The sequence below is a fragment of the Maribacter sp. genome (genome assembly GCA_020629415.1).
GTDB classification, from domain to species: domain Bacteria; phylum Bacteroidota; class Bacteroidia; order Flavobacteriales; family Flavobacteriaceae; genus Maribacter; species Maribacter huludaoensis.
In genome coordinates, this window is sequence record JAHDDL010000027.1 from 1 (window position 1) to 18,939 (window position 18,939).

Sequence of the window (18,939 nt, forward strand, 5' to 3'; positions counted from 1 at the left end):
CACACTAGCACACTAGCACACTAGCACACTAGCACACTAGCACACTAGCACACTAACACACTAACACACTAACGAACTACACATCACAAATAGTGACACCTTGTTTTAGAGCATCAATTTTGTTTTCCCAGCTAGGTACGAATTCTTGTGCAACGTGGCCTTTGTAGCCCGTCTTTAAAATAGCCTTCATCACTGCAGGGTAGAAAATTTCTTGAGTTTCATCTATTTCATGTCTTCCAGGGTTTCCTCCGGTATGATAATGACCGTAATATTGGTGGTAATTTTCAATGTTTCTAATAATATCACCTTCCATTATTTGCATATGGTAAATATCATATAAGAGCTTAAAATGTTCAGAACCAATAGCTTCACAAAGAGATACGCCCCATTCAGAAGTATCGCACATATAGTCTTTGTGGTCAACTTTACTGTTCAGAAGTTCCATTTGTAAAACAACGCCGTGCTTCTCTGCCAAAGGCATTAATTTTTTCAGTCCAATGGCACAATTGCGCAATCCTACTAAGTCGTTCATTCCATTTCTATTGCCACTAAAACAGATGAGGTTGGTATAACCAGCCTCGGCTACCAAAGGAATAACACGTTCGTAGTCTGCAATTAATTCATCGTGTAAAGAAAGGTCGTTAAAGCCCTTTGTAATTCCCATGCCGGCGCCCCAACACATAGAGGCATGGATGTTATATTTTTTTAAAAGCGGAAATTCATCTGGTCCTACAAGGTCTATTGATCGTATATCCAGTTCCACTAAATTTTTAAGAAAATCCTCAAAAGGAATGCTTCCATAGCACCAATAACAAACACTATGGTTAATATTGTATTTTAATTTGGCGGTTGCCGCAGTTTTGGTATTGTTCGCCATTGCCGCAGATGTAGTTAACAGACCAACGGACGCGGCGGCCGAGGTACCAATAAAATTTCTTCTTTTCATGTTGTTTTGAGATGTTGATTTTTTAAAGATAATTTTTTTAGATTAAAAAATGGAAATTAATCCTGATAAGGAAAAATTAATAGAATTGGCACATTACCGTATGCCATTTGGTAAATATAAGGGTAGGTTTTTGGTAGATTTACCAGAGCCTTACTTGGTTTGGTTTCAACAAAAAGGATTTCCTGATGGTAAATTGGGAGATTTGTTGCAATCTATGCTAGAAATTAAAACAAACGGTCTAGAATCGATAATTCGGAAAATACAAAAACATTTTCCTAAGGAAACCCGTTAAGTTCTCACCTCAATTTGTAACTTTGTGTCCCGTAACATAGAATTCGATACATGGCACAAACCAAATACATCTTCGTTACGGGAGGCGTTACTTCTTCGTTAGGAAAAGGCATCATTGCTGCATCTTTGGCGAAATTACTGCAATCTCGCGGCTACAAAACTACCATTCAAAAACTGGATCCTTACATAAATGTAGATCCTGGAACCTTAAACCCTTATGAGCATGGCGAATGTTATGTTACAGATGACGGTGCAGAAACAGATTTAGATTTAGGGCATTATGAGCGTTTTTTAAATGTTCGTACTTCGCAGGCAAATAATGTTACAACCGGTAGAATTTACCAAAGCGTTATAGAAAAAGAACGTAGAGGAGAATTTTTAGGTAAAACGGTACAAGTAGTTCCGCACATTACAAATGAGATTAAAGAACGTGTTCAAGTACTAGGTAAAAGCGGTGAATATGATATTGTAATTACTGAAATTGGAGGAACCGTGGGTGATATTGAATCGCTACCTTACATAGAAGCGGTTCGTCAACTTCTTTGGGAATTGGGTGATAACAATGCTATTGTTATTCATTTGACCTTGGTGCCTTATTTATCTGCGGCAGGAGAGTTAAAGACCAAGCCAACACAACACTCTGTAAAAACTTTAATGGAAAGCGGTATAAAAGCCGATATTTTGGTTTGTAGAACAGAGCATGAGATTTCTAATGATATAAAAGACAAACTGGCGCTTTTCTGTAATGTAAAGCGTGAAGCGGTTATACAGAGTATTGATGCATCTACAATTTATGATGTACCATTGTTAATGCAAGAAGAAGGTTTGGATACCGTGACCTTGCAGAAATTGGCGTTGCCCAATGACGTAGATCCAGATTTGGGACGTTGGAACGAGTTTTTGGTTAGGCATAAGAACCCAAAAGATGAAGTAACTATAGGTTTGGTTGGTAAATACGTAGAGTTACAAGATTCTTATAAGTCTATATTAGAGGCTTTTATACACGCAGGGGCGGCTAATGAGGTTAAGGTTGTCGTGAAATCTGTTCACTCTGAATACATTACTGCCGCAAACTATGAAAGCAAGCTAAAAGGACTTGATGCCATTTTAGTTGCACCAGGTTTTGGTGAACGTGGTATAGAGGGTAAGGTAAAAGCTGTTGAATATGCACGTGTTATGAACATTCCGTTTTTGGGTATTTGCTTAGGTATGCAAATGGCGGTTATAGAGTATGCACGTAATGTGTTGAACTTGGCAAATGCAAATTCTACCGAGATGGATGAGGAAACTTCTGATCCAGTTATTAGCATTATGGAAGAGCAAAAAACCGTGACGGATATGGGAGGAACCATGCGTTTAGGTGCGTGGGACTGTGAATTGAAAGATGGTAGCCTGGTGAAGGAAATGTATGATGGAGCATCTCAAATTTCTGAGCGCCACCGTCATAGATATGAATTTAACAATGCCTATTTAGAGCAGTTGGAAAATGCAGGGTTGAAAGCAACAGGTTTTAATAAAGAAACAAATTTGGTTGAAATTGTAGAATTAAATGACCATCCTTGGTTTATTGGTGTACAATATCATCCAGAGTACAAAAGTACTGTCGCTAATCCGCATCCGTTATTTGTGGGCTTGGTCAAGGCCGCATTAGCGCATAAAAAGGCACAAAGTAATGCCACAATGGCATAAACATGATATTTGGACATATATTTGCTTTCTTAAAAATTCAAAATATTCCCAATTAATTAGAAATACCACATGGAAGAAAAGAAATTTGATGTACAATCCATCATAGGCTTTGTGCTTATTTTTGGAATACTCATCTTTATGTTTTACCAAAATCAGCCAACCCCGGAAGAGATAGAGGCAGAAAAGGCAAAGCAAGAACAAGTAGAGGCTGCGAAGGCATCAGAAAATTCAGAAACTGAAACTGTTATTAATGATGTACCGCAATTAGATTTAAAAGATTCTACTGCAGTTGCCAATTACCAAGGAAAAATTGGTGCTTTTGGTTTTGCAAAACCTTCTAACGACATTACTACTTTTGAGAATGAAGTTCTATTACTAAAGATCAGCAACAAAGGTGGGCAGATTGTAGAAGCGAAAATGAAACAATTTGTTACTTATGATTCTGTGCCGGTGTATTTGGTAAAAGATGGTAATGCTTCATTTGGTTTAGATTTTGCGACATCTGATAATAGAATGTTGAATACTCAAGATCTATACTTTGAGCCTACAATGTCAAATGACAATGGTAACAAGGTGTTATCATTGAAGGCAAAAACATCTAATAGTCAATATTTAGAATATAGATATGTTATTAAACCGAACGACTATTTGGTAGATTTTACCATTAAGTCTAAGGGTTTGGATAATGTTATCAGTACTAGTAAACCAGTAACTTTAGATTGGAAATTAAAAGGTATACGCCACTCAAAAAGTATTGAGTATGAGAATAGGTATACACGATTGACCTATAATCATGAAGATGGTAAAATTAGCAAATTGTCTGAAGGAAGTGATGATGAGGAAACTGAAGAAGATATAAAGTGGATCTCTTATAGACAGCATTTTTTTAGTAGTATTCTAGCGGCAGATGAGCCTTTTAAAAATGGTGATTTAACATCTGTAAATTTAGTTGAGGAGGAAAGTAGAACTTTCGGTTTCACAAAAAAGTATGGTTCAAAGTTAGCGGTAGATTTAGAAGGTGGAGAGCTATCTAAAGATTTACATTGGTATTTTGGCCCTACTGATGTTGATACCTTATCTAAGTACGAGGATTTAGGTCTGGTAGATTCCATTCCTTTTGGCTGGGGAATATTCGGTTGGATCAACCGTTACTTTTTCACCCCATTTTATAGTTTGATCAGTTCGTATTTTCCTTATGGTATTGCCATTGTAATTATGACGATATTGGTACGTTTGGCAATGTCGCCGGTAACTTATAAGTCATACCTGTCCCAGGCAAAAATGAAGGTTTTAAAACCGGAAATTACGGAGCTAGGGGAGAAGTATAAGGATAATGCGATGAAAAAGCAGCAAGAAACCATGAAATTGTATGGTAAAGCAGGGGTAAGTCCTATGAGCGGTTGTATACCAGCGGTAATACAAATGCCAATTTTCTATGCACTGTTCATGTTTTTCCCCACATCGTTCGCATTACGCCAAAAACCATTTTTATGGGCAGATGACCTTTCTTCTTTTGATACTATTTATCAATTTCCAGAAGGATTCTCTATTCCATTCTATGGCGATCATGTTAGTTTATTTCCAATTTTGGCTTCTATAGCTATATTCTTTTACATGAATATGACTACGGGTCAGAATATGCCAACGCAGCCAGGTATGCCCAACATGAAATTTATCATGTACTTAATGCCGTTTATGATGTTGTTTTTCTTTAATAATTACGCAAGTGGTCTTAGTTTGTATTACTTTGTATCTAACCTTATTACCATAGGTATAATGTTGGTGATCAAGAATGTTATTATAGATAATGATAAGATTCATGCGCAGATACAGGAGAACAAGAAGAAACCCAAGAAAGAAAATAAGTTCCAAAAGAAAATGCGCGAAATGATGGAACAAGCAGAAGCGCAGAAAAAAAATTAAAAATAAACTTCTGATAATAGTAAATAAAAAGCCCTTTCAAATTTGAAAGGGCTTTTGCCATTGGTTAAGGCTTGGTTTGGTAAGATTTGGGATGTTAAAGATGTAATTGAATTAAAGTTTTATAAAAAGTAAGTTGTAAAGGGTGGGTTATTGTATGTTAAAAGAGTCTGTACTGATGTTAGCAGAAATTGGACATAAAAAAACCTTCTAGAATTCTAGAAGGTTTAAAAAATGGAGAAATATTTTTTAATGTAAAGCGTCAATAGCTGCTTGTGGTAAAAGTACCTTGTTGATTACATGTACAACACCGTTGCTAGCCTCAACATCGGCAATAACAACTGATGCATTGTCCTCGCTTGCATCCTCTACATGTACGGTACCGTCTTTAATATTAATACCTACATTTTCACCTTGTACAGTTCCTATAGTTTGACCATCACTTAAATCCGTAGAAAAAGCAGCTGTTCCAGATACTACGTGAAAAGTTAAAATAGTAGTCAATAATTCTTTTTCGGCTTCGGTATCAAAATCAGCAATACTATTATAATTTTCACCTAAAGCATCCAATAAGGCTACAAAGGCATCATTAGTTGGTGCAAAAACGGTAAATGGACCGTCACCACTTAAGGTTTCAACCAATCCGGCATCTGCTTGTCCTAATGCATCGACCAAAACACTAAGGTCATCTGTATCAACTGCAATTTCAACAATAGTTCTTAGACTCATCGCCGCCAACATGTCTAACACTTCTTGAGGTAAAATTACTTTATCGATAACGTGAACAACACCATTGGTGGCAGAAACGTCCGCTAAGGCAACGTTGGCGTTGGTTTCTGTAGCATCCATAATTTCAACTCCATTATCTGTCAATGCAATACTAATAGTTTCACCTTGCACGGTTTCTATAACTTGACCATTGCTTAAATCAGTGGAGAAGGCAGAAACACCCGCTACTACATGATAGGTAAGAACTTTCGTCAATAATGCTTTTTCCTCATCTGTATCAAAATCAGCAACGCTGTTAAAATCATCGCCAAGAGTTTCTAATAATGCTACAAAGGCTGCATTCGTGGGGGCAAAAACTGTGAAAGGTCCCTCACTGTTCAATGTTTCTACTAAGCCTGCATCTGCTTGTATCAATGCTTCTACCAGTAAACTTAAGTCATCGGTTGCAACTGCTGTGTCAACAATTGTCTTCAATTGTAAACTTGTAACAAAATCAATAGCTGCTTGTGGTAATAACACTTTGTCAATAGTATGTGCAACACCGTTAGATGCCATAATATCTACACCTGTAATATTTGCGTTTGTGTCTGAAGCATCACCGATCACAAAAGTATCTCCAGAAGATATTATTTCAACACTGTTGTTCTCAAATGCAGTAGCTACTTGACCTGCGGCCAAATCGGTAGATTTTACTTCTGCGGCAACCACATGAAACAACAATATGTTTTTTAGCAAGGCAATTTCCTCATCCGTATCAAAATCATCAAGGCTATTATAGTCGTCGCCTAAAACCTCTAACAATGCTACAAAGGCATCATCTGTAGGTGCAAATACGGTAAATGGTCCATCAGAACTTAAAGTAGCGACTAAATCAGCCTTAATTACCGCTGCCTCTAAAAGGGATAAAGGTTCGGTAGCTACAACAATATCTACCAATGTGCCATTTTCTTCAGGCATTTCCTCTCCGTTCAAAGCATCTATAATAGCTTGTGGTAGTAATACTTTATCAATAACATGAACAACTCCATTACTGGCCTCTACATCTGCAATAACAACTTTGGCATCGATTTCCGTTGCATCATCAATAAAAACATCACCATCAATATTAATGGTTAAATCTTCACCTTGTACCGTAGTGACCATCATACCGTTAGATAGATCAGAAGAACTAGCTGCAACACCTGCAACTACATGATACGTTAATATTGAAGTTAAGATCGCTCTCTCTTCGTCCGTATCAAAATCTGCCAAAGTATCAAAATCATCTAATTGATTCAATAGTTCGGTAAAGGCGTCATTGGTCGGTGCAAAAACGGTAAAAGGACCGTCGCCGCTTAATGTGCCTACTAAATCAGTGCCTTCTGAGTTGTCAGCAGTAGTAAGGGCAGAAACCAAAGAAGAAAGTGCATCTTCTGCCTGTGCCGTTTCAACGATAGTCAAATCATTGGCGGCCATAGGTTCCACATCATCATCGTTACTACAAGACCATGTAATCATGGTAATGGAGAGCAACAACATAAAATTTCTTAGTTGTAACATTTTTTTCATAACTGTGTTTTTAAAGATTGTTTAATTAAAAATGAAAGATGTTTAACATTATATACTATAAATTACATTTATGGTATTAAAACATCTACAATGCTAAAAATACAATAGATATTTATTGTTTAACTAATTTTTAAAAAAGTTTAACAAAATATTTTTAACTCAAAAGAATTACGAATTCAAAAAAAAGGTTTTCAGATATCTGTTTTTACTAAGGTTATTGTCAAAGGTTTACATGAAAAGTGCCGATGTAAAAAAAGAAGGTTTGAATTGAAATTTTGTAATTTTGTTGCAACCAAGATGAAGAGATGAAAAAAGTAGTAATAGGACTTTCTGGGGGAGTAGATTCAAGTGTAGCGGCATACCTTTTAAAAGAGCAAGGTTATGACGTTATTGGCCTGTTTATGAAGAATTGGCATGATGATTCGGTAACCATATCAGAAGAATGTCCGTGGTTAGAAGATAGTAACGATGCCTTGATCGTTGCGGAGAAGTTGGGTATTCCATTTCAAACGGTTGATTTAAGTGCTGAATATAAAGAACGTATAGTTGACTACATGTTCAGGGAATATGAAATGGGGAGAACCCCAAACCCTGATGTGTTATGTAATAGGGAGATCAAATTTGATGTCTTTATGAAAATAGCTATGCAGCTTGGGGCAGATTATGTAGCTACGGGTCATTACTGTAGAAAAGGCACTATCAAAAATACTGACGGTACGGAAACCTATCAGTTATTGGCAGGGAATGATGGTAATAAAGATCAGTCTTACTTTTTATGTCAATTATCGCAAGAGCAATTATCAAATACCTTATTTCCCATAGGGGAGTTGACCAAGCCACAGGTGAGGGAAATTGCTGGAAAAATGAATTTGATCACTGCTGATAAAAAAGATTCTCAGGGTTTATGTTTTATTGGTAAAGTAAGATTGCCTGAATTTTTACAACAACAATTAAAGCCTAAGACCGGTAAAATTGTTGAGGTTCCTGCCGGGTTTGGTGCTTATGAACAAATAGCGCCAAGTTTCGACGATAAAAAATCAGAGTTGGCTTACTATGCGGAGAAACCGGTATATCATTTAAATGATGGTAAAGTAGTAGGTGAGCACCAAGGGGCACATTATTTTACCAAAGGGCAGCGTAAAGGTCTGCATGTTGGTGGAACAAAAGAACCTTTATTCGTAATTGATACTGATGTTAATGAGAATATCATTTATACAGGTCAAGGCAAGGCACACCCAGGTTTGTATAGAAGAACTTTGTTTGTAAAGGATGAAGAAATACATTGGGTTCGTGAAGATTTGGCTTTGAAAATTGATGAGAAATTAGAGGTGAAAGCACGTATAAGATACCGACAAGAACTACAGGAAGCTACCATATATAGAGTAGAAGGTGGTATGTACGTAGATTTTAAGGAAATGCAATCTGCCATTACCGAAGGTCAGTTCGTAGCTTGGTATTTAGAAGATGACCTTATAGGGTCTGGGGTTATTTCTTAAAATATATATGGCGTTATAGGAGGATTCATAATAATCAAAACTGTAACATATTATTCCATAGTAGGTAGTAGGGAGAATCAATGCTTGCGTTGAAAATTATAATAACTATTGAATATAATCCTTTGGTGTTTTCCAGGGTAATTTACCTAGCTCATGCAAAATAGAATTTCTGAACTTTTCAAAATAGAATTTCCAATAATTCAAGGAGGTATGATTTGGACCAGCGGATGGCGATTATCCAGTGCGGTGTCCAATGCTGGTGGTTTGGGAGTTATTGGTGCCGGTAGTATGTATCCGGATGTTTTACGCGAGCATATTCAAAAATGTAAAAAAGCGACTTCAAAACCTTTTGGAGTGAATATACCAATGTTGTATCCTGATATTGATAAATTGATGGATATTATTGTTGAGGAAAACGTCAAAATCGTATTTACATCAGCGGGAAACCCAAAAACGTGGACACCTTTTTTAAAGGAAAAAGGCATCACGGTTGTACATGTGGTCAGTAGTTTAAAGTTTGCTTTAAAGGCACAGGATGCGGGAGTAGATGCCATTGTAGCAGAAGGTTTTGAGGCAGGCGGGCATAATGGAAGGGATGAAACAACAACTATGGTTTTAATTCCGGCCGTTAAAGAGAAAATTCATATTCCCCTAATAGCCGCCGGTGGTATAGCAACTGGGAAAGCAATGTTGGCGGCAATGGTCTTAGGTGCAGATGCGGTGCAGGTTGGTAGTAGGTTTGTGGCAAGTGAAGAAGCATCTAACCATATGAACTTTAAAGAAGTTGTGGTTAAAGCCAAAGAAGGTGATACCCATTTGACGTTAAAGGAGCTTGCCCCTGTTAGACTAGTAAAGAACAAGTTCTATAATGATGTACAAAAAGCCTACGCTACAGGAGCAACCGTTGAAGAACTAAAAACTCTTTTAGGAAGGGGGCGTGCCAAAAAAGGTATGTTTTTAGGCGATTTAGAAGATGGCGAACTAGAAATAGGTCAAGTATCTGCGTTGATAAATGATATAAAACCGGCTGGTGAAATTGTTAGGGCGCTGATGAAAGAGTTTAATGAGAGGAAAGCAGAACTTTCCTCTCTATAGATTAAACTTCTTTATCTTCCCCTTCGATCACCCGCTTTTTATTTCTCAAAGATCCAAGGTATTCTATAAGATCACGAAGTTCTCTTCTTGAAATCATTCTACCCATTGCAGGCATTGCCGACATGGAATTCTCTCTACTGGCAATTCTCATTAAAGGAACTCTTAAAGGCTCCGCTTCAGAAGTTCTTAGTAGTAATTCTTTGTCATTTTCCTCAATAAGAACACCCTGTACTTTTTGTCCGTCTTTCAAAGTAATGGTTACGGTGCCATAGCCTGGTGCCAAACGTACACTAGGTTCTATAAGCGCTTCTAGCAATTGTTGTCTGTTTAGGATTTTGCCAATATTGTCCAATTTTGGTCCAACCTCTCCACCAGAGCCATTTACTGAGTGGCAACGTACACATTGTGCCGTGGGGTTATTGTTGAATACAGATCTACCGGCCCACCAATTTCCGCCATACAATGTTTCTTGATAAGAATCGGCAGAATAACCCGCCTCCTTAAGTTTGTCTAATTGAGCTATTAGTTTGGGGTTTTCGGTTGCGTTTACAGATTCCATTAAATCTAATAATATACCCTGTTTAAGTTGGTCTTTACTGGCTTTGTTAATTAAACTAGATAGTAATGCATTGCTGTTTTCTACAGGTAGGTCACCTAAAACATTTAACATTCTCTGTTGTTCAGATATTGAGCCTCTTTTAAATATGGGATCTACAATACTAGGAAGTTTTTCTTTAGGTATATTTAATTGCGCCAATAGACCTACAGCTGCTGTTCTTACTTCTTCATTGCTGTCTTTCATACCAATGGACATGGCAGTTTCCATTTGTTCGAATTTTAATTGGCCTAAAGTGTTCAATACTGTAGCACGTACATCTGCAGATTTGTTCGATTTAAAGATAGCGTATAACTCATTGTTATAATCGGTAATACCTACTGCACTCAATGTCTTTGAAATACCAATTAAAATTTCTGGTTGGCGTTCATTTAAAAATGAAGGGATATCTTTTCTGATCTTTTCTTCTAGTTGACCGTTTTGCCTAATTATTTCTCCTCTATATCTACCATCTACACGGTCTAAGAGAGAAGGATTGTTCCAAGTTCCCAAGGCGGCAAGAGCCTCACCACGTAAGTCGCTAGAAACGCTTTTTCGCTTTGCAAAATTGATAAGGAAATCTAGTTGTTCATCACCACCAACGCGTAAAGCTGCATTGATCGCTCTTCTCAATAATGGTTCTGAGGTGAATTTCTCATTATTAAGTGTAGCTGCCAATGCCGGCAATGCAGCCTCTATAGAAAGATCATCGTTTATGGCACGAGCGGCTTCCGTTACTATATACTCATCTTTATCAGATAAAAATATTGAAATATTAGGGTCTTGTAATTTTCTCAAGACAAGAACTGCTGCAATACGCAAACTTCTGTTCTCATTATTGGCAAGCGCTACAATTGGTTCTGCTTTTCCTATTCTTGCAAGAGCCAATACGGCAGCATGTCTTAGGTAAAGATCTTGATCATTATTTGCTTTGATCATTGCCAAAAGTGGTTCAATGGCGTTTTCATGTTTTAATCTTCCTAATGCTTGGGCAGCATAGAACTTAACCCGATCGTTCTGGTGGGTGGTCAGTGCTATTAAACTATCGGCAGCTTGCCCGTACCTTACATCACCAAGAACTTTTGCACTTTGCGCAACAATTTCAGGATCTTCGTCATTTAATAGATTTAATAAAGGTTGAGCATCATCAACATCTTTTGCTGCAATTTGCCCAATACCCCATATGGCGTGAATACGTGCAAATTGGTTTTCTTCTTCAGTTAAAGCCTTTTCTAAGGCTCTATATCCCCAAAAAGTTCTTTTGGCAAGTTCAAATTGTGCTTTTTGCCGAATTCTCATATCATTATATGAGAGTAGTTTTATAAGATTATCAGTTTTGTCATCTTCATAATTATGGGTCATTAACCGTTGTGTTTCTAATCTTTCTTGTTCAAGATCATTGGTTTGGTCCGTAACGTCTAATTTCCATACTCTTCCGTAGTTTTTGGTTCCCCAACCATTTACCCAATCGGCAAGGTATAGTGCGCCATCTGGACCAAAATCAATACCTGTAGGCAATACTCCGGATAGGATGGATTCCTCACTCTTTAGTTCAAAAGAGGCACCTTTCGGTTTTAGATCAAAAGACCAAATATGTGATCTGCTGGGGTCACCTACAAATTCTACTAAGAAAAATTTGTCCATCCACTTTTTGCCCAACGCGGTACCAGGGTTATAGATCATTCCCGTAGGTCCGTTATGAAAATTCTGAATAGGAGGTATGATATACGCGGCTTGATCATCCCAACGTGGGGTAAAGAGTTTTTCATCCATCCAAACATTATAGCTATTGTTCTTTGGGTCCGTATATTTACCATACTGCCAGTTGGCTCTCCACCCAGCATCTGAACCTTCTACGATATGAACCAGGCGTTCACTTTCACCCTTATGATCACCGTCGTTATCAGAAGAAATAATATTTCCGTAGGCATCAAAAACAAACTCATGCGTATTGCGCAGACCGTGAGCAAAAACCTCAAAATTGCTACCATCTGGGTTACTTCTTACAATTACCCCTTCATTTGGGTACTTATGGTTTTCTCCATCAACGGTAGTAATATTTGCACCAATATCACCAATGCCCCAATATATTTTACCATCTGGACCTTCTATGGCACCGGACATACCGTGACCGCTAAACCCTATATGTACGGCAAAGCCCTCTGCAATACTGGTTTTTTCGTCTAAAATTTTATCGCCATTAGTATCTGTTAAGCGATACATACCTGGACCAATACCAACAAAAACATCATTATCACGTACTAAGAGTGCGCCTGCCACATCATTGATTTCATCACTAAAATCGTTCATGATCTGGGTAGAAATATCTGCAATACCATCATTGTCGGTATCTTGTAACATCCAAATTTCATCTTGTTCAACGGCAAGATCCTGCCAATCGTGAATGCTATCATTATTTAGGTCAGGTAACCATTCATTTTCCTTACTAAGTTCAGGAGCAAAAGTTTTATGAAGAAAAGCTCTTCTATCTTCCACAGATTCTAGGGAGATAGATTCTGTCATCCAATCTCTATGGCCCCTAATATCAAATTCTGAGTTTTTGGCTCTATTCGTACGTGTAATGTATACATTGCCTTCATTGTCAATATCAAGTGCAATGGGATCTGGAGCTAAGGAATCAGAAGCCCAAAGACTTAGTTCTAGTCCGTCCGCAACTTCAGCAGTAATAGTTTCCCGGGCCAATTTGGCCATTTCAATAAGGTCGGTACTATCTTGTTGAATGGTTAATGGAATTTCAACGGGTTTTTTATTGAAACATGAAACACAAGAAGATAGGGCTATTATCCCCAAAAGGAATTTTCTTAAAAATGTCATTGTTGTTTGGTTGAATTGAAACTTAAATGTAGCGAATAATGGAGATAATTAGGTGAGAAATTGAATAGTTGTTAAGTTATTAACCATATATGATATAGATTAATCAATTTGAAATATAGACGACATTTAAATTCGTGTGATGAAAGTCTAATTAAAAGTTCTGCTATATTTGATTTTTATAAAACTAACAATGATATGAATACTATTAAAACAGCTGTATTTGCCTTACTGATGACTATCGGTTTAACACTTGTACAAGCGCAAGAAGGTCATCCTTTAGAGGGGAAATGGAATTTGACAATTGACCAAGAAGGAAAGAAACTACCTTCATGGTTAGAAATTAGGCACTCAGGTACCAAAACCTTGATCGGAAGATTTACATATGCTTTTGGTAGCGCAAGACCTGTAGCCGAAATTGAAAAGCACGGAGAATTATTTTCTTTTATGATACCGCCGCAATGGGAGCCGGGAGCTGCCAATATGGAATTTGAAGGAAAAATAGTAGGAGAAGGGCTAGAAGGAACCATGATATATTCAGATGGTAAAACATATAATTGGACAGCAATAAAATCACCAAAACTTCCATATTATGAAAATGCAAAGGAAGGGAAGACCATAAAACTTTTTAATGGAAAGAACTTAAATGGATGGGAGATGAAACCAGGCAATCAATGGGCGGTGTTAGATGGTATATTGACCAGTTCTAAACCTGGAGTCAATTTAGTATCTCAAGAAAAATTTAAGGATTTTAAATTGCATGCAGAATTTAGGTATCCTGAAAATAGTAATAGCGGACTTTATTTAAGAGGGCGTTATGAAGTGCAAATAGCTGATAACATTGGGTTGGAACCTTCTTCAATTTATTTTGGTGGAATCTATGGATTGTTGACCCCAAATGAAAATGCAGCTAAGAAAGCGGGCGAGTGGCAAACCTATGATATTACGCTAATAGGTAGAAGAGTAACCATTGTAGCCAACGGAAAAACTGTTATTGGCAATCAAAATATAGATGCTATGACCGGTGGAGCTTTAGATAATAATGAAGCAGAGGCCGGACCTATAATGATACAGGGCGATCACGGACCTGTAGAATTTAGAAAATTGGAAATAGTTCCTTTAACCAAGGGATAATTTCAAATTAATATCGGACAATATAAAAAGCCTCTATTTATAGAGGCTTTTTATATAATCAACTATTAAGTTCTGTAATTATGGCCAAAGCTTTTTCTTCTTCATCTTTATTAATGTAGATTTCAACGAGATCGGGCAATGGTGATCCAAAGCCTGCCAAACGTGCAGATTCCTTTTCATCTTTTAGTATAGGTGAAATGTTATTCTCTATTAATGCTAGTTCTATCCGTTTTGCTTCAATAGAATTGCCACCAAATATTTTTATATAATTTTTGTCCATAGTTCCATAATTGAATTGTTTTAAAAATACAAATAATGTTTACTTCGAATTTTTGAAGTATTCTTTTAATTGAGCCCGGTAGGCTGTTTTTCATTCTGCTTAAGTTCTAAAGAATTGGTGTTAATCGTAAAATAAAAAGTACTACCATTATTTTCTTCTGACTCTACCCATATTTCACCTAGGTGATGGTCCACTATTTTTTTGCTGCCGTATAGACCAATACCCGATCCCTCAAATTTAGATTGATTGTGTAGTTTATGAAAAGCATTAAAGATTTTAGCTTGTTGCTCTTTAGGTATTCCTATACCATTATCGGTAACGCTAAAGAGATATTCGTTTTCCTTTTTTTCAGAAGCTATGGTAATTATTGGATCTGTGCCAGTGTTCCTGAATTTTAATGCATTATGGATCAAGTTTTGAAAAAGCATACCTATATCATTAGGTCTTACGGTGATTATAGGTAATTCGCCAATGGTAATCGTGGTATTCGTTTCTTTAATTATTTCTGAAAAATCATCTACCACAAGGCGTACCACTTTAGAAATGTCTACGCTTTCCATTTCGCTAGAATTACCGATTTCGGCATATTTTAAAAGTCCCTCCACCAAATTTGTCAATCTGGTAGAACTACTTTGTAAATGCTTTAAATAGCTGTTGAAATTTGTATAATTAGAAGTGGCATGTTGTTTTTCCAATTCTTTGGCAATAACATTTATATTATTGAGCGGTCCCCTTAAATCATGTGTGACTATAAAAGTAAATTCCTCTATATGTGTATTTTTTAATTCCAGTTCATTGTTCAAAACGGCTAATTTACTGTTTTGAAGTTTTAGATCATTTTGGGCTTTCTTTAAATTCAATTCGCTTTCTTTTAGAGCTTCCAAATGATTTTCTAAATCTGTAGTGTATGTTCTTGTTTTGTTTTGATCGTACATTCTAAAGGTTAGCGAGAGCCAGCCCAAACAAGCCAAAAAAGCAAAAATTTCATCAAAAGGTACATCTATGGTACCTAAAATTGGTCCATAAATAGAAATATAAACTGTGGGTACAATGAATGCTAGAATATCAAAGGCGATGATGGCATTGCGTAATTTGGGGTTTCTCCTAAAGCCTATAAAAGCTAAAAAACCCATTGTCGCAAATGCCACTGCTTGACCAAAAAAGCCACCTATCAAAAAAATAAGGGTCATGAACATCACTGGAGGAAACAATGTCATGTAAATTCTGGTTGCACGATGACGTTTTAAGCGGTTTAGTAAAAAGCCTATTGCAAAACCAATAGCTACTATACCTGCTAGAATCTGTTCGGTAGCAGAATGAAATACAAGCGTATAAATGAATACGACAAAGGTGAAAACAGTGGACACAATGGTTATAAGACCAAATTCGTCTAAAAAGTTTCTGCTTTTGATATTGTTATTTTCTGATGTCGAATTAAGTTTAGACAAGCTATTCAAGTTAGTGTATAGTGACTTTTTTAATTTATTGTATGTATGTTCTATATAATTTTAAAACTACACCTAAAAATAAATATTTTGTTATTTACGTTAAATCTGAATTAAAAAATATGTTTAACTGGGGGGAGATGTTTTAGTGTCAGATTTTACTTAAATATAAGAAAGTGATAGCATTATTAGCTGAAAAAAACTCCTTTTTAGTACATTTTTAGTGATCACTTTTAATGTAAAACGTTTTAAAAAGTCATAGGAACTTCCATAAAAAGTAGCTTGGATTCTTTGTGTACTTTGAAATTAAACGTTGTGGTTTCCCAAATTCCAAATCCGTCACGTTTATTAAGTATTTCATTTGCTATTTCTACTTCACCTTCTAAGACAAATATGTATACTCCGTTCTTTTTGTCCTTTAATTGATATGAGTCTGTTTTTCCAGATTCATAGTCGCCAAGATAAAACCATGCGTTTTGATGGATCCATACACCGGCATCATCTGGGCTGGGAGAAAGTATTTGATATTGACTATTTTTTGTTGCAAGATCCTTAATTGATATTTGATCATATCTAGGGGTAACTTCTTCTTTATTTGGAATGATCCATATCTGTAAAAATTTGACCTCTTTATCTTGGTTCTTATTATACTCGCTATGCGCTACACCTGTTCCTGCACTCATTACCTGCACATCTCCAGATTTTATAACTGTAGAATTTCCCAAATCATCCATATGTTGAAGGTCTCCTTCTAATGGTATAGATATGATTTCCATATTTTTATGTGGGTGAGTTCCAAACCCACGGCCAGCAGCTACCGTATCATCATTTAGAACACGTAGCGCCCCAAAGTTCATACGATTGGGGTCATAGTAATTTCCAAAACTAAAACTGTGGTAAGAATTTAACCAACCGTGATCTGCATGTCCTCTAGAGTTAGATTTATGTTTTATAATTTTCATTCTGCTATTTTTTGATGGTGATTTAGTCGTAGTTTGGTATTAAACATTACCAAAGCTAATACCTATTATAGTATAAAGGTTAAGTGATTTTTTTACAACTTCCAAATTAAGGCTTGCATACTTTTCATTGAATAAAAACGTTATTCACAAAAAAAATCCCTCGGTATTATGAAATATTTTATTACTATATTACTGTTGTTTTTTTTGATCAATATATATGCGCAAGATAGCGCAGATGCCGTTAAACACTTGGGCGCTGGTATAGTAATTGGAGGCGTTGGCGGTTACACGGCACATAAACTATCTAATGGAGATAGGGCATGGACCTGGGCAGGTGCGGTAGGTAGTGCTTTTGCGGCAGGTTTGGCAAAAGAAGCTATTTATGATTCTTCTAGAGGAGGTGTTTGGGAAACAAGAGACGTAGTATTTACCACACTGGGCGGAGTTATATCTGCTTTAGCCTTAGAAGTTTTTACTGGTAACGGAGGTAGTGGTAGAGGTAGAAACAGAAGAGGTAAAAGCTGTGGTTGCCTTGTGGTGCAAGTAGACCACTTAAATCAAATTCAGCTACCCGCTTTTGTTGAAAATGGAACGGGTGATATTACTTCGGAATTACAGGCGGTGTATCTTCTTAAGTAGTTTATAGAAGTCCCTTCGCTTTGATCTCCAGGTATTTGTTAATGGTATTAATGGTCAAATTTTCAGGTTTGGTCAAAATAGTCTGTATACCATACTTTCTTAGTTCATTGACTACTAATTGTTTTTCGTAGATGAATTTTTCTGCAATAGCCTGTTCATAGACTTCCAAGGTATTTTTTGGGCTCTCTTGTGCGTAAGAGAAGAGCTCCGTATTTTCAAAGAAAATAACGACCAATAAATGTTGTTTTGCTATAGCCTGCAAATAAGGTAGTTGGCGGTGCAACGCATCTAAGGTTTCAAAATTGGTATACAATAGTAAAAGACTGCGTTGAGGTAAATGTCTTTTTACATCAATATATAATCTACTAAAATCACTTTCTACAAAATTGGTCTTTAGGTTATAAAGGGTTTCAAGAATAAGGTTCATTTGAGAACTTCTACGTTCTGCAACCACCCTGTTCTCTATTTTATTGCTAAAAGAAAACATACCTGCCTTATCGTTTTTTTTCAAAGCAATATTACTGATGACCAATGTTGCATTTATGGCGTAATCTAATAAGCTAAGAGATTTAAAGGGCATTTTCATCACCCTTCCTTTATCGATAATTGAATATATGGGCTGTGATTTCTCATCTTGAAATTGGTTGACCATCAATTGACCTCTTTTGGCGGTCGCTTTCCAATTTATATTTCTAATATCATCACCCTGTACGTAATCTTTAATCTGTTCAAACTCCATCGTATGCCCAATACGTCTTATTTTTTTAATTCCAAACTCCAGTAAGCGATTGCTAAAAGCTAAAAGGTCATATTTGCGAAGTTGCAAAAACGATGGGTATACAGGTACTTCTTTACCCTGATCAAACGTATATTTTTTAGCTAAAAAACCAATAGGTGAAGTAGCAAATACGTTTAAGTTGCCAAAGCTATATACACCTCGTTCAACGGGTCTAACAGTATAGGAATAGAACTTTTGTTCTCCGGATTTTAATATGCTATGGAAATTAAAATCTCGCTTTTGAAATTGAAACGGAAGCTCATCTATTATATTAACGCTACTAGAGAAAAGGTACTGATTGGTAACCTTTATTTCTATTTTGTTTTCATCTCCGTTAGAGAGTTTATCAGGTACTATTCTGTCGGCAATGACACTTCCTTTTGATAAAAATAAAAGTATGATATCTACAATTGTAAACGCCAAGAACAAGTAAAAAAGTAATTTGGCGATAAATAGGATATTCTCAAAAATATAGGATAGCAAAAAGCAAAGGATAATTCCTGTTAATACCAGAAAAAACCTTTTTTTAAGAAATATATTTTTGAATATGTTTTTCACAA

14 protein-coding genes are annotated in these 18,939 nt (G+C 36.4%); 7 read left to right on the forward strand and 7 right to left on the reverse strand.

Annotation, left to right across the window (positions count from 1 at the left end):
- Window positions 1–76: 76 nt before the first annotated feature.
- Window positions 77–946, reverse strand: coding sequence for a hydroxypyruvate isomerase family protein (locus tag QZ657_RS11750; protein WP_291963535.1), 870 nt, complete (start codon window positions 944–946; stop codon window positions 77–79).
- A 49-nt stretch (window positions 947–995) separates the two neighbouring features.
- On the opposite strand from QZ657_RS11750, the gene QZ657_RS11755 reads away from it, so the two are divergent.
- From QZ657_RS11755 to yidC, 3 genes are all read left to right on the forward strand, one after another.
- On the forward strand, window positions 996–1,238 hold the full coding sequence (locus QZ657_RS11755) for a DUF3820 family protein (RefSeq protein ID WP_276472653.1): 243 nt from the start codon (window positions 996–998) through the stop codon (window positions 1,236–1,238).
- A gap of 50 nt (window positions 1,239–1,288) precedes the next feature.
- Window positions 1,289–2,926 carry a CTP synthase gene (locus QZ657_RS11760; RefSeq protein ID WP_291967071.1) on the forward strand — a complete coding sequence of 546 codons (1,638 nt, stop codon included), beginning with the start codon at window positions 1,289–1,291 and terminating at the stop codon, window positions 2,924–2,926.
- Between the two features lie 69 nt (window positions 2,927–2,995).
- Window positions 2,996–4,849 carry a membrane protein insertase YidC gene (gene yidC, locus QZ657_RS11765; RefSeq protein ID WP_291967073.1) on the forward strand — a complete coding sequence of 618 codons (1,854 nt, stop codon included), beginning with the start codon at window positions 2,996–2,998 and terminating at the stop codon, window positions 4,847–4,849.
- A 246-nt stretch (window positions 4,850–5,095) separates the two neighbouring features.
- Here yidC and QZ657_RS11770 read toward each other — a convergent pair whose 3' ends face one another.
- Complete coding sequence (locus QZ657_RS11770) at window positions 5,096–7,123, reverse strand: fasciclin domain-containing protein (RefSeq protein WP_291967075.1); 2,028 nt, start codon at window positions 7,121–7,123, stop codon at window positions 5,096–5,098.
- A gap of 305 nt (window positions 7,124–7,428) precedes the next feature.
- Between QZ657_RS11770 and mnmA the strand changes: the two genes are divergently transcribed.
- Both mnmA and QZ657_RS11780 read left to right on the forward strand, forming a co-directional pair.
- Window positions 7,429–8,619: a tRNA 2-thiouridine(34) synthase MnmA gene (gene mnmA, locus QZ657_RS11775; protein WP_291967077.1), complete on the forward strand. Its 1,191-nt coding sequence runs from the start codon at window positions 7,429–7,431 to the stop codon at window positions 8,617–8,619.
- Window positions 8,620–8,772: 153 nt separating this feature from the next.
- Window positions 8,773–9,714, forward strand: coding sequence for an NAD(P)H-dependent flavin oxidoreductase (locus QZ657_RS11780; RefSeq protein ID WP_291967078.1), 942 nt, complete (start codon window positions 8,773–8,775; stop codon window positions 9,712–9,714).
- Window position 9,715: 1 nt separating this feature from the next.
- On the opposite strand, the gene QZ657_RS11785 is transcribed toward QZ657_RS11780, so the two are convergent.
- Window positions 9,716–13,144, reverse strand: coding sequence for a PVC-type heme-binding CxxCH protein (locus QZ657_RS11785; RefSeq protein ID WP_291967080.1), 3,429 nt, complete (start codon window positions 13,142–13,144; stop codon window positions 9,716–9,718).
- 195 nt (window positions 13,145–13,339) lie between these two features.
- Between QZ657_RS11785 and QZ657_RS11790 the strand changes: the two genes are divergently transcribed.
- Window positions 13,340–14,275 (forward strand): DUF1080 domain-containing protein, encoded by a 936-nt coding sequence (locus QZ657_RS11790; protein WP_291967082.1) that lies wholly within the window; start codon window positions 13,340–13,342, stop codon window positions 14,273–14,275.
- A 58-nt stretch (window positions 14,276–14,333) separates the two neighbouring features.
- Here QZ657_RS11790 and QZ657_RS11795 read toward each other — a convergent pair whose 3' ends face one another.
- The 3 genes from QZ657_RS11795 to QZ657_RS11805 form a co-directional block, all read right to left on the reverse strand.
- Window positions 14,334–14,555, reverse strand: a complete 222-nt coding sequence (locus QZ657_RS11795; RefSeq protein WP_291962177.1) for a putative signal transducing protein — start codon at window positions 14,553–14,555, stop codon at window positions 14,334–14,336.
- Between the two features lie 65 nt (window positions 14,556–14,620).
- Window positions 14,621–16,003 (reverse strand): sensor histidine kinase, encoded by a 1,383-nt coding sequence (locus QZ657_RS11800; RefSeq protein WP_291967085.1) that lies wholly within the window; start codon window positions 16,001–16,003, stop codon window positions 14,621–14,623.
- Window positions 16,004–16,248: 245 nt separating this feature from the next.
- Window positions 16,249–16,962 carry a pirin family protein gene (locus tag QZ657_RS11805; RefSeq protein ID WP_291967086.1) on the reverse strand — a complete coding sequence of 238 codons (714 nt, stop codon included), beginning with the start codon at window positions 16,960–16,962 and terminating at the stop codon, window positions 16,249–16,251.
- Between the two features lie 168 nt (window positions 16,963–17,130).
- Here QZ657_RS11805 and QZ657_RS11810 point away from each other — a divergent pair, with 168 nt between their 5' ends.
- Window positions 17,131–17,601, forward strand: a complete 471-nt coding sequence (locus QZ657_RS11810) for a hypothetical protein (protein WP_291967088.1) — start codon at window positions 17,131–17,133, stop codon at window positions 17,599–17,601.
- A 1-nt stretch (window position 17,602) separates the two neighbouring features.
- Here the strand turns inward: QZ657_RS11810 and QZ657_RS11815 are convergent, their stop codons facing one another.
- Window positions 17,603–18,937 (reverse strand): DUF58 domain-containing protein, encoded by a 1,335-nt coding sequence (locus tag QZ657_RS11815; protein WP_291967090.1) that lies wholly within the window; start codon window positions 18,935–18,937, stop codon window positions 17,603–17,605.
- Between the last annotated feature and the right edge of the window lie 2 nt (window positions 18,938–18,939).